General features: G+C 33.6%; 19 protein-coding genes and 1 riboswitch. Of the genes, 2 read left to right on the forward strand and 17 right to left on the reverse strand.

Annotated elements, in window-relative coordinates; all coding sequences use genetic code 11:
- Window positions 1-191: 191 nt before the first annotated feature.
- The 7 genes from ACEN2I_RS12335 to ACEN2I_RS12365 all read right to left on the reverse strand — a co-directional run bounded on the left by ACEN2I_RS12335 (window position 192) and on the right by ACEN2I_RS12365 (window position 8,048).
- Complete coding sequence (locus ACEN2I_RS12335) at window positions 192-1,244, reverse strand: NAD(P)/FAD-dependent oxidoreductase (RefSeq protein WP_441766406.1); 1,053 nt, start codon at window positions 1,242-1,244, stop codon at window positions 192-194.
- A 94-nt stretch (window positions 1,245-1,338) separates the two neighbouring features.
- Window positions 1,339-1,920: a precorrin-2 dehydrogenase/sirohydrochlorin ferrochelatase family protein gene (locus ACEN2I_RS12340; RefSeq protein ID WP_441766407.1), complete on the reverse strand. Its 582-nt coding sequence runs from the start codon at window positions 1,918-1,920 to the stop codon at window positions 1,339-1,341.
- A 42-nt stretch (window positions 1,921-1,962) separates the two neighbouring features.
- Window positions 1,963-2,739: a uroporphyrinogen-III C-methyltransferase gene (gene cobA / locus ACEN2I_RS12345; RefSeq protein ID WP_441766408.1), complete on the reverse strand. Its 777-nt coding sequence runs from the start codon at window positions 2,737-2,739 to the stop codon at window positions 1,963-1,965.
- Complete coding sequence (locus ACEN2I_RS12350; protein ID WP_441766409.1) at window positions 2,732-4,822, reverse strand: HEPN domain-containing protein; 2,091 nt, start codon at window positions 4,820-4,822, stop codon at window positions 2,732-2,734. Before ACEN2I_RS12350 ends, cobA begins: the two co-directional genes overlap by 8 nt.
- 95 nt (window positions 4,823-4,917) lie before the next feature.
- On the reverse strand, window positions 4,918-6,162 hold the full coding sequence (locus tag ACEN2I_RS12355; RefSeq protein ID WP_441766410.1) for a sulfate adenylyltransferase subunit 1: 1,245 nt from the start codon (window positions 6,160-6,162) through the stop codon (window positions 4,918-4,920).
- Window positions 6,163-6,308: 146 nt separating this feature from the next.
- Window positions 6,309-7,208, reverse strand: coding sequence for a sulfate adenylyltransferase subunit CysD (gene cysD, locus ACEN2I_RS12360; protein WP_310276513.1), 900 nt, complete (start codon window positions 7,206-7,208; stop codon window positions 6,309-6,311).
- A gap of 129 nt (window positions 7,209-7,337) precedes the next feature.
- Window positions 7,338-8,048: a phosphoadenylyl-sulfate reductase gene (locus ACEN2I_RS12365; RefSeq protein WP_441766411.1), complete on the reverse strand. Its 711-nt coding sequence runs from the start codon at window positions 8,046-8,048 to the stop codon at window positions 7,338-7,340.
- Between the two features lie 325 nt (window positions 8,049-8,373).
- Between ACEN2I_RS12365 and ACEN2I_RS12370 the strand changes: the two genes are divergently transcribed.
- Window positions 8,374-9,156 carry a sulfite exporter TauE/SafE family protein gene (locus ACEN2I_RS12370; protein WP_441766412.1) on the forward strand — a complete coding sequence of 261 codons (783 nt, stop codon included), beginning with the start codon at window positions 8,374-8,376 and terminating at the stop codon, window positions 9,154-9,156.
- Window positions 9,157-9,236: 80 nt separating this feature from the next.
- On the opposite strand, the gene ACEN2I_RS12375 is transcribed toward ACEN2I_RS12370, so the two are convergent.
- From ACEN2I_RS12375 to ACEN2I_RS12415, 9 genes are all read right to left on the reverse strand, one after another.
- Window positions 9,237-9,647: an RrF2 family transcriptional regulator gene (locus ACEN2I_RS12375; RefSeq protein WP_441766413.1), complete on the reverse strand. Its 411-nt coding sequence runs from the start codon at window positions 9,645-9,647 to the stop codon at window positions 9,237-9,239.
- Window positions 9,648-9,709: 62 nt separating this feature from the next.
- Window positions 9,710-10,228: an alpha/beta hydrolase gene (locus ACEN2I_RS12380; RefSeq protein ID WP_441766414.1), complete on the reverse strand. Its 519-nt coding sequence runs from the start codon at window positions 10,226-10,228 to the stop codon at window positions 9,710-9,712.
- Window positions 10,229-10,241: 13 nt separating this feature from the next.
- Window positions 10,242-10,757: an RDD family protein gene (locus tag ACEN2I_RS12385; protein WP_441766415.1), complete on the reverse strand. Its 516-nt coding sequence runs from the start codon at window positions 10,755-10,757 to the stop codon at window positions 10,242-10,244.
- 159 nt (window positions 10,758-10,916) lie between these two features.
- Entirely contained in the window at window positions 10,917-12,089 is a 1,173-nt protein-coding gene (locus tag ACEN2I_RS12390) for a trans-sulfuration enzyme family protein (protein ID WP_441766416.1), read from the reverse strand.
- Between the two features lie 38 nt (window positions 12,090-12,127).
- Window positions 12,128-12,562: an OsmC family protein gene (locus tag ACEN2I_RS12395; protein WP_441766417.1), complete on the reverse strand. Its 435-nt coding sequence runs from the start codon at window positions 12,560-12,562 to the stop codon at window positions 12,128-12,130.
- A 78-nt stretch (window positions 12,563-12,640) separates the two neighbouring features.
- Window positions 12,641-15,055: a bifunctional aspartate kinase/homoserine dehydrogenase I gene (gene thrA, locus ACEN2I_RS12400; protein ID WP_441766418.1), complete on the reverse strand. Its 2,415-nt coding sequence runs from the start codon at window positions 15,053-15,055 to the stop codon at window positions 12,641-12,643.
- A 21-nt stretch (window positions 15,056-15,076) separates the two neighbouring features.
- Window positions 15,077-16,039 (reverse strand): alpha/beta fold hydrolase, encoded by a 963-nt coding sequence (locus tag ACEN2I_RS12405; protein WP_441766419.1) that lies wholly within the window; start codon window positions 16,037-16,039, stop codon window positions 15,077-15,079.
- Between the two features lie 76 nt (window positions 16,040-16,115).
- A riboswitch (SAM riboswitch) is annotated at window positions 16,116-16,223 on the reverse strand.
- 180 nt (window positions 16,224-16,403) lie between these two features.
- Entirely contained in the window at window positions 16,404-16,604 is a 201-nt protein-coding gene (locus tag ACEN2I_RS12410; protein WP_441766420.1) for a hypothetical protein, read from the reverse strand.
- A 687-nt stretch (window positions 16,605-17,291) separates the two neighbouring features.
- Entirely contained in the window at window positions 17,292-18,599 is a 1,308-nt protein-coding gene (locus tag ACEN2I_RS12415) for an O-acetylhomoserine aminocarboxypropyltransferase/cysteine synthase family protein (RefSeq protein ID WP_441766421.1), read from the reverse strand.
- Between the two features lie 985 nt (window positions 18,600-19,584).
- On the opposite strand from ACEN2I_RS12415, the gene metK reads away from it, so the two are divergent.
- Window positions 19,585-20,835 carry a methionine adenosyltransferase gene (gene metK, locus ACEN2I_RS12420; RefSeq protein ID WP_441766422.1) on the forward strand — a complete coding sequence of 417 codons (1,251 nt, stop codon included), beginning with the start codon at window positions 19,585-19,587 and terminating at the stop codon, window positions 20,833-20,835.
- 222 nt (window positions 20,836-21,057) lie between these two features.
- On the opposite strand, the gene ACEN2I_RS12425 is transcribed toward metK, so the two are convergent.
- Window positions 21,058-23,745 carry a carboxypeptidase-like regulatory domain-containing protein gene (locus tag ACEN2I_RS12425; RefSeq protein ID WP_441766423.1) on the reverse strand — a complete coding sequence of 896 codons (2,688 nt, stop codon included), beginning with the start codon at window positions 23,743-23,745 and terminating at the stop codon, window positions 21,058-21,060.
- Window positions 23,746-23,758: the final 13 nt, after the last annotated feature.

The following is a 23,758-nucleotide window of genomic DNA, read 5'->3' on the forward strand; positions in this document are numbered from 1 at the left end:
GCATTTTATCTTTATTATTCAAAATACTATAATTAAATTTTTTCTTTGAAAGATTTTAAGCCACAAAGTTACTTAGCTTTTTAAAGACTAAGTTTACCTTAACATCAACAAAAAAGCCCAAACTAAATAAGTTTGAGCTTTTGTATCTAAAAATAGTAGTCGCTTAGAACCACGTAATAGCCTCTCTAAAATTAAACGATCGCTTTTACAACCGCTTTTGGTGCTTCTTTACGGGTTCCGTCGAAACCGTCAACACCTGAAACTGTTGTATATTTCAATACGTATTTTTTACCCGGATTGATAATTTGATAGGCTGCCTGACACATTAAAGTTGCTTCATGGAAACCGCAAAGGATTAACTTTAATTTTCCAGGGTATGTATTCACATCACCAATAGCAAAGATTCCCGGAATATTGGTTTGGTAATCTAAGGCGTTGTTTACTTTAATTGCATTTTTCTCGATTTCTAATCCCCAGTTTCCGATTGGCCCTAATTTTGGCGTTAATCCGAAAAGTGGAATAAAATAATCACAAGGAATACTACGGTGCGCACCGTTCTCGTCTAAATCTACAGACTCAACGTGCTCTGCTCCTTTAATTCCAACCACTTCTGCGGGTGTAATTAATTTAATTTTTCCTGCTGTTTTTAACTCCTGTACTTTTTCAACAGAATCCAAAGCACCACGGAATTCATTTCTTCTGTGAACCAAGGTTACTTCTGAAGCTACATTTGCTAAAAAGATACTCCAGTCTAAAGCAGAGTCACCTCCGCCGGCAATAACGACTCTTTTGTCTCTGAATTTTTCCGGATTCTTGATAAAGTATTTCACTCCTTTATCTTCGTAAAAATTGATTCCGTCGATCAAAGGTTTTCGTGGCTCAAAACTTCCTAAACCTCCTGCAATAGCAATTACTGGTGCGTGGAATTTTTTTCCTTTATTTGAAGTAACAATAAAACTTCCATCTTCCTGTTTTTCGATTGTTTCAGCACGCTCGCCTAATGTATAACCTGGTTCAAATTGTTTAATTTGCTCTTGTAAATTATCGATTAAGTCACCTGCTAATACTTCAGGAAAACCTGGAATATCATAAATTGGCTTTTTAGGATACAATTCCGAAAGTTGTCCGCCCGCTTGTGGCAATGCATCTAAAATATGGCATTTTAATTTTAATAATCCTGCCTCAAAAACGGCAAATAAACCTGTAGGCCCGGCTCCAATTATAAGTATGTCTGTTTTAATCATTACGTATTGTTTATAATCATTCTTAATAATACAAAGAAACGAATAATTTATTCTTTTTTAAATGATTTTTATCATTCATTTCTTTGGGAAATTTTTACTCTTTATTTTTTAATGAAGCGGTAATTTCGTTCATTCTTTTAACTTTATCTTCAAAATCACCTTTCAATGTTTTACGGTATTCATTAAGGTTTTCTACCATTTGATTAATATCTTCTGGTATAACTTCTTCAAAAAATTCGCGTAACCTTTTTGCGGTTGTTGGTGATTTTCCGTTAGTAGAAATGGCAATTTTGACATTTCCTTTTGTTACGATTCCACCTAAATAATAATCACATAAATCGGGTGTATCAGCAATATTGCAAATCAAATAACGCTTTCGGGACAAATCGTATACCTTTTTGTTGACTTTTAAATCATCGGTACAAGCGATTACCATGTGGCGTTTTTTGAGCATTTTCTTTTTGAACTTCGCTTCCGTCAGTTTGATTGAAGGATGGTTTTCAGCTAAAACTTTAATTTCTAAGTGAAAATCTGGTGCAACTACTTCAACATTGGCATTTGGACTCGATTTTAGTAAAAAAGAAAGCTTTTCTAATCCTACGTTTCCACCACCTACTATAAGAACATTCAGATTGTGAAGTTTTAAAAATATCGGATATAATTCGTTTTGTTCCATTTTAATTTATTTTCATCCAGCCAAAATTAGATGATTTTTATTTTATCGAACGATTTCTTTTGATACAAATTCTTCGTAAAATCCTTTTAATATATTGCTTTCGCGTATTACTTCACCAAGAACAATGATCGCTGGCGAACTCAATTTTCTCTCTTTTACAATTTCTAAAATCGAATCTACCGTTCCAACTCCAACTTTTTCTTCATAAGTAGTTCCGTTTTGAATAATCGCAACTGGCAAATGACCTTTATTTTCTTTTTGAAACAAATCGATAATCTGAGACAATTTATGCATTCCCATCAAAATCACAACTGTTGCTGATGATTGCGCTGCCAAAGCAACATCCGAAGACAATTTTCTGTCAGTAGTAGTACCCGTAATCGCCCAAAAGCTCTCAGAAACGCCTCTTTTAGTAATCGATATTCCCAAACTCGCCGGAACAGCCACTACTGAAGAAATTCCAGGAACTACAACGGTCTCGATTCCGAAACTCCCCGCAAATTCAATTTCTTCGCTTCCACGACCAAAAATAAAAGGATCTCCGCCTTTTAAACGTACAACATTTCCATACGTTAAAGCATTATCTACAATCAACTGATTGATTTGATCTTGCGTGTAAGCGTGATTTCCTATTTGTTTTCCGACAAAAATTTTGATAGATTCTTTTGGAGCGTGTGCTAAAATTTCCTCGTTCGCCAAAGCATCGTATAAAACCACATTTGCCTCAGCAAGTGCTTTTACACCTTTTAAAGTAAGCAAGTCCGGATCACCGGGACCCGCTCCTACTAAAGTTACTTTGGGTTTTACTGTATTAAGCATTAGCTAATTCTTGAGCTCTGTATTTTTCAATGATATCAAAAAATGCAATTCCTTCCTGAATGTATTTTTTTGCAAATGCTTCTGATGGTTCAACCGAATTGATTTGGTACACCAGCTCTTTAAAGCTTGTTGCCAATTCAATTTTACCAGTTGCAATAAAAACAGTATCAAACAAATCAATAATTCCAGCGTGATTATTGGTTTTTTCGTTTTCAGAAAGCAATAACGCTTTAGCCCCATTTACAAATCCTGCGTAAGCATGGTAAATAGCATCTGACCATTTTCCTTCGTCGAAAGATTCCTGTGCGAACGTTAATTTGTCTTTTGCTTCTAATAATAAAGTAGCTACTAAATCAATGACAACCCCGGCACATTCACCAACTCCAACTGCTTTTACGTAGTTATCTGCATTACCCCAGTCAATAAAATCAGCTTCCGTTAAATTGGTTACATCTGCAAAAGGTTTTAATATTTCATAGAAATACTTTTCTCCTTTGGCATCATAATAATTTAGAAATTTATCCCCGTTTCCATTAACTCCATAATCATTTAAGATGGTACGCAAAGCATCTGGTCCTCTACGGCTTGGGATTTTGATTACTTTATCTGCAAAACGCCCTTCTCCGTTTCCTAATCTTCCTCCGCCTAATAAAACCTGTAATGCCGGAGCTACTAATTTTCCTGAGTTGATTGACATTCCCTGAAAACCAATGGCAGACATATTATGCTGTCCACAAGCATTCATACAACCCGAAATTTTAATTTCGATTTCACGGTTATCTAAATACTGAGGATATTCTGCTTTTAAAACTTTTTCTAATTCTTCTGCAATACCGGTACTGCTTGCAATCCCCAAATTACAAGTATCAGTACCAGGACATGCCGTAATATCTACTGTAGAATTATAACCTAAATGAACAAAATCCAACTTAGTTAATTCCTGATAAAAGAAAGGTAAATTTTCTTCTTTTACATGACGTATTACAATGTTTTGACGCAATGAAAAACGCAATTCATTTGCTGCATAATTCTTAATTAAATCGGCTAATAATCTGGCTTTATCGGTATAAAAATCTCCTAATAAAACTTTGATTCCAATTGCGTAATAACCTTCTTGTTTCTGAGCAATTACATTCGATTTTTTCCACGCTTCATAAGCTGCACTATCTTCGATTGTAACTTGCGGTGCTTCTAATAATGGTTTCGGAATTGGTCCCTCAAAATCGGTTGTATCAATTTCGTAAGTTTCGAAAGCGATTGCTTTTTTCTCTTTTTCAACCAAATCAAGGAAAACATCTCTTCCCATTTCTTTGATTAAGAATTTCATACGCGCTTTCATTCTTTTGGCACGCTCACCATAACGGTCAAAAATACGGATGATTCCTTCTGCTGTTGGAATAATTTGATTTGCCGGTACAAATTCCGAAAGTAATTCAGCATGTGCAGGCTGAGATCCTAAACCTCCACCAAACATGATTTTAAAACCACGAACACCATCAACTATTTTCGGAATAAATCCTAAATCATGTAAATAACTCAAAGCTGTATCTTCATCTGAAGAAGAGAACGAAATTTTGAATTTACGTCCCATTTCCTGACAAATTGGGTTTCTTAATAAATATTGAAACAAAGCATGTGCATAAGGCGAAACATCAAATGGTTCGTTTACGTCTATCCCTGCTAATTCGCTTCCTGTAATATTTCTAACGGTGTTTCCGCAAGCTTCACGCAATGTAATATCATCTTTAGCCAGATTTGCCCAAAGTTCAGGAGTTCTGTCTAAACTTACGTAGTGAATCTGGATATCCTGACGTGTTGTAATGTGCAGACGACCTGTAGAATATTCATCAGAAACTGCGCAGATTCTATTTAATTGTTCGCTGCTCACTTTACCATAAGGCAATTTGATACGAATCATCTGAACGCCTTCCTGACGCTGTCCGTAAATTCCGCGTGCTAAACGAAGACTACGAAAACGCTCATCATCAATTTTTCCTCCGCGGAATAAATGAATCTTTTTTTCCAAATCGATAATCTCTTTTTGAACTATCGGATTTTCTATTTCTGTTCTAAAACTTTCCATTTTCTTTTGGCTTTGGGCTTTAAGCTTTAGGCTATAAGCTTTATTAACTTTGTGTTTTTTTGCTTAAAGCCTATGGCTTAAAGCTTACTGCAGGTCTACCTAATAAATCCTACTCCTGCTGTTGTATTGGTTACGGCATCAATTAGAATAAACGCGCCGTTTGATTTATTTTCATTGTAAGAATCAAAATATAATGCTTTACTCAATTTGATACTAACTTCTCCAATTTCATTTATCGCTAGTTGTGAAGCCGGAGTAGTTCCCGAATAATCAGTTGCAATGGTATTGGTAACACTCTCAATTTTAGCTAAAACTCTATTTGTATTGTGCTGTACAAAATATTTAGCTCCTGGAACTAACTTTTTGCTATCCATCCAACACACTGTAGTTACAATATCTTTTTCAATTTTTGGCAACTCATCCGATTTTACAATCATATCGCCTCTTGTAACATTGATATCATTTTCTAATTCGATTGTAATCGAAGAACCTGCACTGGCTTCTGAAAATTCTTTATCGAAAAAATGAATATTTGTAACTTTTGATTCGGTTAAAGAAGGTAAAACGGTTACAGCATCACCAACTTTAATGGAGTTACCGTATAATTTTCCGGCATACCCTCTAAAATCATGATATTCTTCTGTTTTTGGACGAATAACGGTTTGAACCGGGAAACGTGCTTTTCCAGCTTCAAAAACATCCGAAGAATGCAATCCTTCTAAATGTTCTAAAATTGTTTGTCCTTCGTACCAAGACATTTTACCTAATTTCTCAACAACATTATCTCCTGTTAAAGCACTCAACGGAATGTAACTTACATTTTGTTCCTTGAAAGTACTTTTAGCATTCAATGCCTGAAAATCTGCTTTTATTTTATTGAAAACTTCTTCAGAATAATCTACTAAATCCATTTTATTAATCGCAACAATTACCTCTTTAACTCTCAATAAGTTATTGATAAAAAAGTGACGGTAGGTTTGTTCGATAACTCCTTTCCTGGCATCAATTAAAATGATAGAAACCTGCGAAGTCGAAGCTCCTGTAACCATGTTTCTTGTGTATTCTACGTGACCCGGAGTATCGGCAATAATATAACTTTTCTTTGCCGTTGAAAAATAAATATGTGCTACATCAATCGTGATTCCCTGCTCTCTTTCTGCTACCAATCCGTCTGTTGCCAATGAGAAGTCAAGATAATCGTATCCTTTTTGCTTACTGCTTTTTTCGATTGCTTCTATTTTATCAGTAGTCAATGATTTTGTATCGTACAATAATCTTCCGATCAAAGTACTTTTTCCATCATCTACACTTCCTGCTGTTGCTATTTTTAAAACTTCCATTTTTTTTGTTATTGGTTGTTGGTTGTTAGTTGTTGGCTTTCAAACATTGACTAAAACCCTCAAAATATTAAACTCCTTTTTGATGTAATTGGCTGTGATTATTGACAGTTTAAAACTATCTACTAAAAACCATCAACCATCAACAACTAAAAGTATCCTTGTTGTTTTCTTTTTTCCATCGCGGCTTCAGAACGTTTATCATCGATTCTGGCGCCTCTTTCTGAAATTGTGGAAGATCTGATTTCACCCACTACTTCAGCAATTGTTGCTGCATACGAGTCAACTGCTGCTGTACAGCTCATGTCTCCTACTGTTCTGAAACGAACAATTCTTTCTTCGATTTGCTCATCTTCTTCCTGATATACAAAAGGTGAATGTGACCAGATCATACCATCTCTCAAGAAAACTTTTCTTTTATGGGAAAAATAAATGGACGGAATTTCGATATGTTCTTTTTCGATATAACTCCAAACATCTAATTCTGTCCAGTTTGAAATTGGGAAAACACGAACATTTTGACCATTTTCAATTTTTCCGTTCAAAATATCAAACAACTCAGGGCGTTGGTTTTTTTCATCCCACTGACCAAAATCATCACGAACTGAAAAAATACGTTCTTTCGCTCTTGCTTTTTCCTCATCACGACGTGCTCCACCAATACAGGCATCAAACTTAAATTCTTCGATTGCATCTAAAAGTGTAGTCGTCTGCAAGCTGTTTCTACTAGAATACTTTCCAGTTTCTTCCACTACTTTTCCTTCATCAATAGCGTCCTGAACATTACGAACAATTAATTCTAATCCTAATTCTTCAACCAATTTATCTCTGAAAGCAATGGTTTCAGGAAAATTATGTCCCGTATCAACATGCAAAAGAGGAAACGGAATTTTAGCAGGGAAAAATGCTTTTTGTGCCAAACGCACTAATGTTATAGAGTCTTTTCCTCCTGAAAAAAGTAAAACCGGTTTGTCAAATTGAGAAACGACCTCTCTAAAGATATATATCGCTTCACTTTCTAAAGCATTTGTTTTTAATACTGAACTCATTATTTTTTTGTTTAAAAAGTTTCAAGTTTTAAGTTTCAGGGTTGTAATCCTAACTAAATCTCTCCGCCATTATTTTATTCTATTATCTTGCTTCTATTCTCTTTCTTTTGCTTCTATAGTCTAATCTCTTTACCCTTTGTTCGCACTATGCAAACCACATTCTTTATGACTTGATTCCCACCACCATCTTCCGGCCCTTATATCTTCGCCTGGAAAAATGGCTCTCGTACAAGGTGCACATCCAATACTTACAAAACCTTTTTTGTGTAATGCATTCTGAGGCACGTTATTTTCCTGCAAATAATCATCAACTTCCTGCAATGTCCATTTTAATAACGGATTGAATTTTATTATATCAAAACCGCCATCGTATTCAAACAATTGCAAATCATTTCTGTTCTCTGATTGTTCTGCTCTTAAACCTGTAATCCAAACTGCGTTTCCTGCCAAAGCTTTTCTTAGCGGAACTACCTTTCGGATAAAACAACATTCTTTTCTATTCTCAACCGAATCATAAAAACTATTTGGTCCTTTTTCTTTTAGCAGATTTTCTATAGCGGTTGCTTCCGGAAAATAAACCTCAATAGGAGTTTTATATTTTTTTAATGTCTTGTGAAAAACATCATATGTTTCCTGAAATAACCTTCCTGTATCTAATGTAAAAATGGTTATACCTGTATTACTTTTTGCTATAATATCCGTAATTACCTGATCTTCCTGACCAAATGAAGTCGAAAAAATTACTTTGCCCGGATATTGATTAGCTAAAAAAGTCAAAGTTTCCTCAAGAGAAAAATCTTTAGTTATATCCAATAATACCTTAATATCTTTTGCATTCATTATTATTTTTTTTATTTCAAATCCATTACCCTATCGGGCTAGTAGATTACTGTGCAAAATTACTACTTATTTTCAAATATCAAAATAATATTTTTAATTTTTTATATTAGATTGTCTTATAATTATTCACTCTCAGGAAAAACATCAAAACAACATTTGAATTTTGCTTACTAAAGCAAATAAAAAATATTAAAAATCATATTATAAGCTATTTACAAGAAATAAATTACCACAGTTATAAATTTTATCAAATCAATTCTAATAACTCTACTTTTCCTATAGGATAATATCGAAATAGTTACTATTTTTGCCAAAATATTTTTTTATGGATTTTCAAATTGGACTCGTAATTGCAGGTTTAGTAGTAGGTTTTGTGGTAGGTTTAACAGGTGTGGGCGGTGGCTCATTAATGACCCCAATTTTATTATGGTTTGGTATTCCCCCAACCACTGCAGTCGGAACCGACTTACTATATGCTGCATTTACCAAAATGGGTGGAGTACTAGTTCATCATAAAAAAAGAAACATTAATTGGTCGATTACCGGCTGGCTTACTTTAGGCAGTGTTCCTGCGGCTTTGATCACTCTATGGATTCTGCATAGCATTAAAACAGATATATCAACTATAAATGCTGTTATAAAATACAGTTTAGGATGGGCTTTGCTTTTTACTTCAATTGCCATTTTGTTTAAAAAGAAACTTTTAGTTTTATCACAAAAACATTCCGGTGATAAATTCCATACCGAAAGCAGGACTCAGAACCTGCTAACAATTGCAATTGGTGTTTTATTAGGCGCAACCGTAACTCTGACTTCAATAGGAGCAGGTGCTTTGGGTACTGTAACCTTATTTTTTCTATATCCTCTTTTACCAACCCCAAAATTAGTTGGAACCGAGATTGCTCATGCAGTACCGCTAACCCTTGTGGCTGGTTTAGGTCATGCTACCATGGGAAACTTAGACTTAGGCTTATTAGGTCAGTTATTGATGGGATCGTTACCTGGTATTTATATGGGAAGCATGCTAAGCGGAAAAGTCCCTGATTTATTTCTTAGAAATGCTATTGCAGTAATGTTATTTATGGTAGGTTATAAATTGGTTTTTTAAGTTTCTAAAACCAATTTAAAAAGTCCCTTTTATACAAAACATAATTGAGAGGGACTTTTATTTTTACTATTTAATATAGCTTAAAAAGCTATATCTGCCAAAGAATTATTTTCAAGGACCTTTAGCGTATTGTCTCTAATTTGTGTCATTAATCGTTTTGCCGCACAAATATTCTCATCAGGGCAATCATCACATTTTTCATAAAAATTGTGACTGGCACAAGGAAGCAAGGCAATTGGTCCCTCTAATATTCGGTATACTTTTGCCATACTAATATCTTTTGGGTCCTTGATCAGATAATATCCGCCGCCTTTACCCTTTTTAGCCCCTAAAAAACCGGCATTACGAAGTAATAACAAAATGCTTTCTAAAAATTTTATTGAAATTTTTTCAATTCTGGCTATTTCAGCAATCTGAACAGGTTCCTGATTTTCCTGTCTTGCCAAAAAAGTCAATGCTTTTATTCCGTATTTTGTTTTCTTAGAAATCATTAATGAATTATTTTAAGAGTACGAAACTACTAAAATTTTGCGTAAGGATTTTTCTTTAAAAGCTAAACTTTTAAAATATCTCTGCAAATTAATTCAATATATTGCTCTTTGAAATAAAAATCATGTTCACAATTTTCAAAGTATTTCTCTTCAATACTCAAATCAGAAAACCATTTTGAAGTGGGTTTATTATCATCTTTCTGCCCAAAAAACAACTTTAGCCTACAATCTGGAACTGCAGTCTCCAAACGCAATCTTGTTGAGGAAGCTGCTACTAATTGAGAAACATTCAAACCTTTTAAACAAGCTTTCCAGGCAATTGTGCCTCCTATGCTAAATCCTAAAACAAATACTTTATTTTTTTCGAGCTTTAGCAAATTGTCAACTGCTTTATCAATTCCACCGTTTAAAAATTGATTATGAATATTTACTTCGTTTTCTAACGCCTCAATTTTACCTAATTCTAAAACATCATAATACTGAATTTCAAATTTAGAATTCAATTTTTCAATATAAAAATTAATCCATTTGGTTTTTTTTCTTCCAAATAAATCAGATAGAATAAGCAATCTTGGTTTCATAATGCATAGCGATTTAATTAATCTCTACTTCTTGAACTCCAATTTGATTAAGTTCGTAAAACATTTTCTTACTTTGTTCCAATCCTTTTCTTTCTACAACATAAGTATCCGAAATCGAATCATGCCAGCCTCTTCCGCCACTTATGAAAGAAAAAGCTTCAAAAGGTAAAAACCGACAAAAAGTTCTTTTTACAATCATATCAAAACTTGGCTTATTACCATTTTCGTCAACAACGATAGTACCTGTAATGAATTTTGCAAAAGATTTTCCAAAAAAACCTTCAGTTGGTATGTAGTAAATAAGCATTAATACTGCACCTATTAAATAAGCTTCTAAATCATTAACATTTTGTAACCACTGGGCAAATATTGTTATATCAATACCAAGTAAAGTAGAAACAATTCCTAATACAAACATCAAAATATAAAATATTGCGAAAATAAAAATTAGATCTAAAAAATAATTCAACAATCGTTTTCCGTTGGCTGCTAATAAACCGTCGTCAAGAATATAGGTAGAATCACTCATGCTAAAATAGGTTTTAAGTTAAATAATTTTGGTTTTTGAGAGAAATCAAAAATATACTTTTTACTCTAACAAATGCAAAAACAAACAGCGTTTTTAACAGTAATAAATTTACTGTCAAAATCGGTGATTGTTTTTATCATACTTAAAGAATATAGTTCCTTAAGAAAGTGCCTGATCTAAGTCAGCTATAATGTCTTTTACTGTTTCCAAACCTACAGAAACACGCACCAAACCTTCTGTAATACCAACAGCAATTTTTTCTTCAACAGATAATTTGCTGTGTGTTGTGGATGCAGGATGCGTTACAATAGTTTTAACATCACCAATATTTGCCGAAAGGGAACATAATTTTATCTTGTTTAAAAATGCTCTTCCAGCTTCCAGACCTCCTTTAATTTCAATGGCAATAATATTACCCCCTAAAAGCATTTGTTTTTTGGCAATTTCATATTTCGGGTGTGACTTTAAGAAAGGATATTTCACACTGTTCACATTTGGGTGACTCTCCAAAAACTCGGCAACTTTCAAAGCATTTTCACAGTGTCTGTCAACACGAACTGCCAAAGTTTCTAAACTTTTTGACAATACCCACGCATTAAATGGCGACATTGCCGGTCCTGTATTTCTTGAAAAAAGATAGATCTTACGAATCAATTCGGCATCACCAACTGCAATACCACCCAAAACGCGGCCTTGTCCATCCATTAATTTTGTAGCCGAATGAACGACAATATGCGCTCCATATTTAATTGGCTGCTGAATATATGGCGTTGCAAAGCAATTATCGATTATTAAAATTAAATTATGTTTCTTCGCTATTTGTCCCAACAATTCCAAATCAATCACATCTACACCAGGATTTGTAGGTGTTTCAGCATATAAAATTTTAGTGTTTGGCTTAATAAAACTTTCGATTGTTTCCGGTTTGTTGATATCAAAATAAGTAGTTTCAATATTCCATTTTGGAAAATAAGTCATAAACAATGCATGAGTCGACCCAAAAACACTTCCCGCAGAAACAATATGATCTCCTGAATCCAACAAAGCGGCAAAAGTCGAGTAAATTGCAGCCATTCCAGTTGCAAAAGCATAACCTGCCTCAGCTCCTTCCATTGCACAAACTTTATCTACAAATTCTGTAGTGTTAGGATTACTGAAACGGGAATAAATATTACGTACCTTCTCTTCAGTAAAAGAGGCTCTCATATCCTCTGCATCCTCAAATACAAAACTGGATGATAAATACAAAGGAGTTGAATGTTCCTGAAATTGTGATTTTTCTAAATGTGTTCTAATAGCTTGTGTTTCAAAACCAAATTCTTGTTCGTTCATTTTAATTAGTTTATAGTTGTTAGTTTGTGGTTGTTGGTTTAGATTTTGGCTAATTCCAATCCGTTCAAAACTACTTTATAATGTATCTTTGCCGTTGGTTCAACAGTTTTAGAAACCGAGCAATATTTTTCGAATGATAATTGTGCTGCTTTTGCCGCTTTGTCTTCTTTTATATTTCCTTCCAAAGAAAAAACTACATAGATATCTTTAAAGGGTTTGGCTTCTCCTACCTGTACACGCTCGCCTTCAACCTCAGCTTTAAAAGACGTAATTTCCTGACGTTGTTTTTTTAGAATCGAAATCATGTCAATTCCACTACATCCTGCCACACCCATTAAAACTAATTCCATAGGACTTGGCCCCATATCATTTCCTCCAAATTCTGGTCGTGCATCAACATTTACTACATGTCCACGTTCGTTTTTTAATTGAAAATGGAAGTTTTCGTTTACTCTGTCTAATGTTATTTTCATTTTTTTATTTTTTGAACGCCTGATGACGTAGATTTTTATTTAAAAACTGAATACTAAAAAACTTGTCACTGGTCACATTTATCCTTTATCCGATAATCTCAAAATATCTCCAAAAACACCTCTTGCTGTTACGGCTGATCCTGCTCCGGCACCCTGAATTACAATTGGTCTGTCTCCGTACGATTCTGTATAAATTTCGAAAAAAGAATCAGAGCCTTTTAATCCTCCAAGTGCAGTGTCAGAAGGTACTGAAACTAATTTCACTTCAAGATTTCCTTTATCGTTTTGCAAATCACCGGATAATTCACCAATGTATCTTAATACGTGATTTGGCTTTTGTTCGGCTTTTATTTTATTGTAAATCGGATCGAATTCTTTTAATTTGGTTAAGAAGTCAGAAACATTTCCTTCACGTAAATGTTCCGGGATTAAATTCTGAATTAAGATTTCTTCAAATTCGTTTTGTAAATCTAATTCTCTCGCCAAAATCAATAATTTTCTTCCCACATCATTTCCGCATAAATCCTCGCGCGGATCCGGTTCTGTGTAACCGTTATCAATTGCTTCCTGCAGAATTTCACTAAAAGGAGCGTCTTTTGCAGAGAAATTATTGAATAAATAACTCAGTGTTCCTGAAAATACTCCTTTTATCTTGGTGATATTTTCGCCAGAAAGATGTAATAATTTAATCGTGTCAATTAATGGTAATCCGGCACCAACATTGGTTTCATACAAATAATTCTTTTGATTTTCAGCCAGAACTTTTCTCAGTTCCTTATAAAAACCATAACTCAATGTATTAGCTACTTTATTAGACGAAATCAAATCGAAACTGCTTTCTGCAAGTTTAATATAATTCTCCACGAATGTTGCACTTGCCGTATTATCAATCGCAATTAAATTCTCTAAATGATATTTATCTGCATACTCAATAATATCCTGAATAGTGTAATCAAGTCCTTTACTCTGAATTTCATTTTTCCAGTCTGAAGTCACACCATTTTTATTTAAAATCAGTTTTTTAGAATTCGCAATGGCAAAGACATTCAGCTTAATATCTTTTCGTTTTTCGATAGCATCCGCAGATTCTAAAATTTGATTGATTAAAGTTCCGCCCACTAACCCATGTCCAAAAATAGCAATATTGATTTTTTTAGAGACACCAAAAATTTCTCCGTGAATTACGTTTAAAGCTTTGTTTAATTCCGATTTTTTAACCACCAAACTCACGTTTTTACCCGTAACGGTATTGTTAAACAATATCGGAACAATTTTATTTTTGATTAAAGCAGTATAAGGTTTATGAAAAGTACTTAAATCTTGTCCAATGATTGAAATAACCGAAACATTATCTGTTACTGTAATCTGATTTACATCCTTTGAATAAAAATCATTTTCGAATTCTTTCTCCAATTCAACCATTGCCGTTGTAGCTTTATCAGTGGCAACCACAAGACCAATTCCTCTTTCTGAGGAACCTTGCGAAATAATACTTACACTTATATTGTGATCTCCCATTACCTTGAAAATTCGGGCATCAACTCCGGATTTCCCAAGCAATCCGCGGCCTTCAAGATTTAAAAGCGAAACATTTTCAAGAACCGAAAGCGTTTTGATTCCTTCTTTTGCAGTATCAGAAGTGATTAAAGTTCCCCGGTTTTCATGGTTGAATGTATTTAAAATTCGAAGCGGGATGTTTTTTTCCAACAAAGGAATAATCGTTTTGGCATGCAAAATTGTAGCACCAAAATTCGCTAATTCATTTGCTTCATTGAAAGATAAAAATTCTATTTTTTTAGCATCTGCAACCAAATCAGGATTTGCTGTATAAATACCGTCAACGTGTGTAAAATTTTGTAACTCCTCTGCATTTAAATAATTAGCAATCAAAGAAGCGGTATAATTACTGCCATTTCTTCCTAAAGTTGTCGTATCGTTATTGTTATTCGAACCAATAAAACCAGTTACAACATTAACAGTCGATCCATTGTACTCTTTAAAATAATTGACAACATTTTTCTTGGAAAGCTGTTCCAAAGGCTGTGCATCACCAAATTTAGAGTCTGTTTTTAGCAGCTCTCTTGAATCGGCAAAATTAGCAGGAATTCCTTTTTCGATTAAAATTGCAGTTAATAGTTTTGCAGAAAGCAATTCGCCTTTAGACAAAATCTGATCTTTAATTTTATTGCTGTAATCGCCAATTAAACTTACCCCTTCATAAAGTTTATCCAAAATAGTAAACTCTTCAGATAAATCGACCTTAGGATAATCTGAAATTTGGTAGGTCTTAAAATTTTCTAATAATCTTTTGTAATCACCGTTTTTAGCGGCAATTTTTAAAATATATTCTAATTCATCCGTAGCATTTCCTCTTGCAGAAACTACTACGGCAATTTTTTCGCCCTGGTTTACTTTCTCGGCAATTATAGAAACGACTTTATTAAGTCCTTCTCCGTTTGATAATGACTTACCTCCAAATTTTAATATTTTCATTTTATCTTTTTATTATTCTGCTTAAAAAATAGCAGCCAGTAAATTATCTAATTGTTTGTACTCGATTAAAAAAGCATCATGTCCATGTACTGAATTTATTTCGCTGTAAAAAACATTTTCTTTGAACTTTTTTAACTCCTGAAACGTTTCCCGGTTTTCTTTTGGTGTAAAAAACAAATCAGAATCGATTCCGATAATATGGATATCTGCATTTGATTTTGACATTAAAGTTTGGAAATCTTCTCCGTTTCGGGTAATATCTATTGTTTTAAGCAATTGGTTCATCAATTTATAAGAAGCCAATTGATATCTTTTTTGTAATTTATCTCCGTGATGTGCCAGCCAGCTTTCTATATTAAAAATTAAAAGATCCTGATTAATGGTTCTCTGAAATTTTTCTTTGAATGATTCCGGAGAACGATAACACAACATGGCGTGAATTCGGGCATCCTCGATTGGCTTTGATGAATTATTCAGAATTTGCTCCTGCAAATAACAATTGGCAATCATCCAGTCTGTCGATTTCCAATCTGTCGCTATCGGAATCAGATGCTTGGTAATATTAGGTTCAAGAGCCAGCATTTCCCAGGCAATTCCACCGCCTACAGAACCTCCAATGATAGCATAAAGCTGTCCGGTTTTTAATGCTTGGATTCCTTTCAAAAAGATACGGGCAATATCTCTGGCCGTAAAATCCTTATAATTTTCGATAGTAAAAGAATCGTTCCCATTGCCCGGAACATTAAATGCCAATACTGAATATTTGGTAGTGTCAATTGTTTTTCCATCACCAATCAAATCATTCCACCAGCCATTTTCACCGGTAACCTGTGCATTTCCTGTTAAAGCATGATTGACCAAAACAATTGGTGCACTGTGCAGCGGTAAACCAAAAAGTGCAAAACTTAAGGATAATGAATTATATGAAGCACCACTTTCGGTAGTGAAATTTTGTAATATGATAGGGTCTGGTATACTTTCCAATTTCAAATCTTTTATTTTTGATTTGTATATGGAAATATTAGAAAGAAAGTCTAGAACGAAACTAGAAAAACTCTTTTTGTTATCTTTCCACGTTGGGCGTGGTAGAATGCAGCACCTTCTTCGCTTTACCGAAGGGTTGCTAAGGATTCATCGGGTCTAATCCCTCGTCCTTTCTTTATAACATTTCAATACGTTTCTGAACTTAATGGTGCAAATTAAATACTATTTTCTTAAACAAACAAATTTAATCTAAAGAGATTATTTTTATATCAAATAACAAAAACTATTATACGCAGAAAATTACCGAATGTAAAATCCAGTAAATTCCAGAAGGCTTCACCCTATTTTATGATGTTTTTTCAATTTAGATGAAAAGAGTATCATTTTCTTTTGAATACATCAAAAACAATAAAGAGTTGGCTTCTTTAGTAGTTGTTTTTTTATCCGTTTCCATGAGACCAAATCTTGGATGAATCAATTCATTTATTGGCGGCGGATTATTTCTTTTTGCCCTTATGTTTTTCAATGTTGAAAATGTCTTTGTTAAGTAGTTTAAAGTTCGCATAATATTAAGTTTTAGTTTGTTTATGTATTATTATCTTTATTATTGTTTTATCATTTTGTTACGGCAAGCTGACGAAATAAAAAAACCCTTTTGGATTTAGATACCAAAAGGGTTTAAGTCGTTTTAACTTACTATACTTTTGGAATCAACAGACGAATATGCAAATAGACGCGACATTGAACATTTTGTTCATCTGTAGGGAATCATTCATCTGTGATTTATATTTTATTTTAAAAAACTCTAGCATTTTGTATAAATTTAAAAAGCCTCCCAATTACTTTGGGAGGCTTTGCTATATTAATATTGTATTTACAATTTTAAGCAATAGACAACCCAACGGTTTCTCTCGAAAGGACGCAAAACATTTTAGATTGATTAAACATATTTTTAGTAGTTTTTGGGTTTAACAAATATGCAAATATTTTTTTAATGCACCAAATAAATATGCACGAAAAAACTTCAAAAAACAAAATAACTTACAGATTATCATTAAAAAACATCTTACAAAATCACATTTTACAAAAAACAAGTAAAAATCTTACATATTTAAACTCTCAAAATTAAAATTTCAAAGAACTTATAGAAAAGTTAAACTGTTTACTCATTTAAAAAAACAAGTATTTATCTATAAAAAAATCACCTCTGTTAAAACTGAGTTTACTAAAGGCAATTTTAAAACAAAAAACTTTAATTTTTATTAAATACTGTATTAGGCGATTTTGCAACACTTGCAAAAACTGTTTTCAAGTCATTAATTAAATCTTCGACATCTTCAATTCCTACTGAAAGTCGAATCAAATCCTTTGAAACGCCAGTTTCCAATTGCTCTTCATCAGTTAACTGTTGATGGGTTGTACTCGCAGGATGAATAATAAGCGATTTAGTGTCACCTATGTTTGCTAAAAGTGAGAACAATTTTGTTTCGTCAACCACTTTTTTGGCCGCTTCAAAACCTCCATGCAAACCAAAAGTAATAACGCCACTTTGACCTTCGGGCAAATATTCCTGAGCTAAATCATAATACTTGCTCGATTTCAAGCCAGGGTAATTAACCCATATCACCTGATCTTGTTTTTCTAACCATTCAGCTAAAGCCAAAGCATTTTCGCTGTGTTTTTTAATTCGGATTGGCAAAGTTTCCAAACCCTGAATAATCTGAAAAGCATTGAATGGACTCAAAGCTGCTCCAAAATCCCGTAATCCTTCAATTCTTGCTTTTGCAATAAAAGCTGCATTTCCAAGCGCTTCATGATATACTAATCCGTGGTATCCTGATGAAGGTTCTGTAAATTCAGGGAATTTTCCGTTCGACCAGTCAAAAGTTCCAGCATCAATAATAACACCTCCTAATGAAGTTCCGTTACCTGAAAGATATTTAGTCAAAGAATGGATTACAATGTTTGCCCCGTATTCAATGGGTTTTAATAAATAAGGTGTTGCCACAGTGTTATCTACAATAAAGGGTACTTTAAAGTTTTTGGCTTCCGCCGAAATGGCTTTCAAATCCAATACATCTAATTTTGGATTTCCCAGAGATTCAACAAAAAAAGCTCTTGTATTTTCTTTTGCTGCTTTCGTAAAGTTTTCAGCTATTAAAGGATCAACAAAAGTCGTTGTAATTCCTAAACGAGGCAAAGTTACTTTTAACAGATTGTAGGTGCCTCCGTATAAACTATTTGAAGCTACGATATGATCGCCCGATTTTAGCAGCGTTAAAAAAGTCGTTGCAATTGCCGATGCTCCAGATGCTGTCACTACTGCTGCGATTCCGCCTTCTAGCGATGCCAGTCGTTGTTCCAAAACATCGTTTGTAGGGTTATTTAATCTGGTGTAAATAAATCCGGATTCAGCCAAACCAAATAAATTGGCAGCATGATCAGCATTATTAAATACGTATGATGATGTTTGATAAATAGGTACTGCTCTTGTGTTTCCATTTTTAGTTACATCGTGTCCAGCGTGAAGTGCATTTGTTGCGAATTTTTGTTTGCTCATGATTTCTTAGTTTTAAGTATTATTAATATTTTATTGAAATTGATTTTTAAATTATTTCTTTAAATAAAAAGGTTATCGTTTTCCGCAGAATACATATGTGCGAGCAATGAGTCTGTTTGGTTAGAGTATAATTTTCCTTTTTGCAAACTGAAGTTTGTTTTTTGATTTTGAACTAATCCAAAAATGTTTTTTGGGTTAATTACTTTCAAGATTCTATATAGTGTTTTCATGATTTTTAATTTTAAAGTAATTGAAATAAAAAAAGCCCTTTCGGATGGCTACCAAAAGGGCTTATAGTAAGGAACTATAACAAAGATTTTATCTTTCACTTTCGGCAATAGCAAATTGGGATGCACATCGGCATCACACAACACATCATCATTTTATTTACCACTGAATTATTCATTTTATTTTTTTAGTTTTCACCATATAAGGGATATAAGTTCATTTTAGTTTTTATTTTTTACTTTAAGCAAGACTTATATTTCTCAGTTGGTTTAAATTTTATTTCGATTTGAATCAAAAAAAACCTCCGCGATTGGCAGAGGTCTTATTGTTATTTTAGATTTAGATACTAAACAATAGTAAACTCTGCGGAAACTTTCGACATCATACAGCACATATTTTTATTAACTAAATTCATTTTTCTAATTGTTTGTTTGGCAAATTTGAGAACTTTTTTTGAAAACTCCAAACAAAAAGCAAATTAATTTCAATTACCCTATCAAAATAGTATGCTATGTTAAATTTATCTTTATAAAAATAAAAAATACAGAACTTTAATTTGCAAATCAAAATGGTTTTGTACTTTTGCACCCTAATACAGAGGAAAAATTTGAACTGATTGCAACCTCTTCATAATGAAATGGTTCGTTATGGATACTGAAAGATCGATTTCAGTAGTAAAAAATGCTAAAGCAGAAACTCTCCTTTAGTCTTTTTCAGCAATTATTTTCCTCGCTTAATTTTAATTTAATACATTATTATGGCTTATTTATTTACGTCAGAATCTGTTAGTGAAGGGCATCCGGACAAAGTTGCAGATCAAATTTCGGATGCATTAATTGATAACTTCTTAGCATTTGATGCCGACTCAAAAGTAGCATGTGAAACTTTAGTTACGACTGGCCAGGTAATTTTGGCCGGGGAAGTAAAATCGAATACGTATCTTGATGTACAGCAAATCGCCCGCGAAGTAATTCGTAAAATTGGATATACAAAAAGTGAGTACATGTTTGAGGCAAATTCTTGTGGAATTTTGTCAGCAATTCACGAACAATCAGCAGATATTAATCAGGGTGTAGACAGAGCTAAGCCAGAAGAGCAAGGTGCAGGTGATCAGGGAATGATGTTTGGTTATGCAACTAACGAAACGGAGAACTACATGCCATTGGCACTTGATTTATCTCATAAATTATTGCAGGAATTAGCTATTTTAAGACGTGAGAATAATGAAATCACTTATTTACGTCCGGATGCTAAATCTCAGGTAACTTTAGAATATAGTGACGATAACAAACCAACCCGTATTGATGCAATTGTAATCTCGACTCAACACGATGATTTTGATGAAGAAGCTACGATGTTGGCTAAAATCAAAAAAGATATTATCGAAATTTTGATTCCGAGAATTATCGCTAAAAACCCTACTCATGCTCATTTATTTAATGATACAATCAACTACCATATTAACCCAACAGGAAAATTCGTAATTGGAGGACCTCACGGAGATACTGGTTTAACAGGAAGAAAAATCATTGTGGATACTTACGGTGGAAAAGGAGCTCACGGTGGTGGTGCTTTTTCAGGAAAAGACCCGAGTAAAGTAGACAGAAGTGCTGCTTATGCAACACGTCATATTGCTAAAAACTTAGTAGCTGCAGGTGTTGCCGACGAAATTTTAGTTCAGGTTTCTTATGCCATTGGTGTTGCGCAACCAATGGGAATCTTCATTGAAACTTACGGAACTTCAAAAGTAAATTTGACTAACGGTGAAATCGCTAAAAAAGTAGAAGCTATCTTTGATATGCGTCCTTACTTTATCGAACAACGTTTGAAATTAAGAAACCCAATATATAGCGAAACTGCTGCTTACGGGCACATGGGACGCCAACCAGAAACCGTAACTAAAACTTTTTCTGCTCCAGGAGGAAACGAAAAAACAGTTACTGTTGAGTTATTTACATGGGAAAAACTTGATTTTGTTGACCAAGTAAAAAATGCTTTTGGATTGTAGAATCAGATCATTAGACTGTTAGATTTTTAGATTACTTTTAATCTTAAATATTAAACCCCGATTTCTATTTTTTTAGATTCGGGGTTTGTTTTTTTATTTTGAATCTTATAAATTATAAATATATATTAACGGTATACAGCCCGATATGGGAACGACATCCTTTTTCTCGCTTCTTTAGCGAGGAAAAGATATAGTGGACAGCAGGATTAGCTTCTCATTAAACTACAAATTATACTTCATCGAAAAGATAATATATCTAGGCTGAACGGTATACTGAGAAACCCTTGTAGAAAATTGCGAGAAGCTGTCATCATTGAGATAGGTAGTATTTAATAGATTAGTCGCTGAAATTTTATATTCCCATTTACTGTTTTTCTTTTGGTAAATTAAGCTGGCACTTAAAAAATCATATTCGTTATTGACTGATTTATTAGTGTTGTAATAATGATAAAATTCGTACTCCGAAACAAACGAAAAACTATTCAGAAAATAATAATCTAATCTTGCAAAGGGTTTATCTGTGAAGTAGGTTGAGCCGCTATATTTATTGACTAACATAGTATAACCAAACTCAATATTAGGCAGGTTTTTATAATTAGTTGAAGCTTTTACGGTATAACTTTGAGTAAAACTCTCTGTTGTTGTTGGTTCTTCATTTTGTCTATTATTGAATTTTGACCAATTAAGGCTTGCACTTGCCGAAGCTTTGTAATTCTTTAAAAATGAACGGCCATAACTTCCCATTCCTGAAAAAGTTTCATCTGCCAAATTCGAATTATACGGTTCCGAAGACTGATTAATTCCGTTAAAATCAGCCTCGGTTTTTATAGCATCGACTTTCTTAGTGTAAGTTGCATTAGCGAAAATATTCTCAAAATTAAACATATTGTATTTAAAATAACGTAATGAATGCACTTGAGAAGTTGCGTTTTCCAACGAACGATCTCCTCTAAACAAACTGCTGTAATCTGACAAAACATAACCAGCAGCCAATTGGTTTATATCGGTAAAATCGTTTGACAAGGAGAAATTATACGTCAATGTTTCTGATTTTTTGATTTGATAAAGCGCAAAGAAATCAGGCAGTACTTTTATGAAATTTTGAGAATAATCTGTGCCTAATTGTTTGTTTGTCATTTTATACGAATGTAGACTTACTCCTGGCGTCAATGTAAATTTTCCGGCTAAAATCTTATAATGGAATCCTAAAAACGTATCATTAAAATTATAGTTTACGTTATTATTATTTGACGAATCATTTAAATCATTTTTATCTCCGTTATCCAGCATCTGAAAAATATGTGAATTGAAATTTTGGTACGAATACGTATTTCCTACTGTTATATTGATGTTGCTTTTTGGTGTTACCATATAATAATAATCCAGCTTGGCATCTATTTTGTTTGTTTTCACAAAACGGTCCTGATTCAGGTCATTTCTTTCCTGACCTGAAGTATAACCTGATAAAATAAAAGGCTGTGTCCGCAGATTAGCGTTATAAAAAGGACTTTCATCCTGATACAAATGCTGGACCTCAAGAGCAAAGATATTCTTGCTGCTTTGTGTATAATACAAACTTACATTTTGGCTTATTGATGTTGGATCTTGCTTTTTATTGGTCAAAATGGTTTCAACATCCGAAATATTTTCCACAATCGATTCACGCAACAAATCAGTATCTTCTTCCTGTTTTGTCAACTTGGTCAGAATATCATAATCGAACTGTAATTCTGCATTAGGTTTATAACTTGAACTGAGTTTAAAAAGTCCCAAATTATTTTTCTGATGCGTTAATTCATCTCTCTTCTGCTGATCTCCAGAATCTAATATCGTTGTTTGTGATTTGGTTTCAAGATCTGTTATAGAGGTTGAAAGTATTCCGAAACCGCTAATATTCCATTGTTTTGTAGGTGAATAGGCAAAATTGGTCGCCCCAAACTTGGTTTCAATTTCCTTCGCACGATTGTTTCGTAAAAGTGAAATTCCAATATCGTTAGAAGAAATATTAAAATTGCTTCCGCCCTTCTTCATCATATTTTTAAATCCACCCGTAAACTTAAAATAATCCTGGGCCGTGAGCGGTAATTCTCCAATATTATTAAAATTTGTAATTAGATTAATACTGTACTTCGGACTGTAATAAAATAATTTCGGATTGATAACGTAGCGGCTATAAAGTTCTCCAACACCAGTTCCTGCCGTAACATCTCCAAACCAGAAGTTCTTTTTCCCTTCTTTCAATTTGATATTCATCGCCACATTATCCTGATCATTTTCGAGACCTTTAAGGGCACCCACTTCATTATAATTTCGTAAAACCTGAATTTTATCGATAGCATCTGCCGGAATGTTTCTAACGCCTAATTTGGTGTCTCCGTCAAAAAAGTCTTTGCCTTCGACCATTAATTTGGTTACTTTTTTTCCTTCCACCTCAATTTCTCCATCGGCGTTAACCTCAACTCCGGGCAGTTTTTTAAGGACATCTTCCAGTTTTCTTTCGGTTCCGGATTTAAAAGAATCGGCATTATACACAATGGTATCTCCTTTTATAGATACCGGCATTTCGCGGACAATCTCTACACCTTCTAACTCAATTCCAACATCGTCCATGACAATATTTTGAGTTATATTTTCTGTTTTGGTTGAAATCCCGATTTCTTTAGATTTCATTCCGAGATAACTGATTTTTACAAAGTAAGCAGTATTAGGTTTTAAAGTCAGTTGGAACTTTCCTTTATCATTTGTAATCCCATAAGAATCCATTGCTTTTGTGGCAGTATTAACCGCCATAATATTGGCCATTTCCAACGGATTTTTTTGTTCGTCCTGAATAAAACCATCAAAACGAACACTTTGGGAAAAGGAAAGAGATGTCAATAAAATGGCTACTAAACAAAGTATTTTGTTCATTGTAAAAGTTTGG

The sequence above is a fragment of the Flavobacterium sp. W22_SRS_FK3 genome, from assembly GCF_052113665.1.
Taxonomy (GTDB): Bacteria; Bacteroidota; Bacteroidia; order Flavobacteriales; family Flavobacteriaceae; genus Flavobacterium.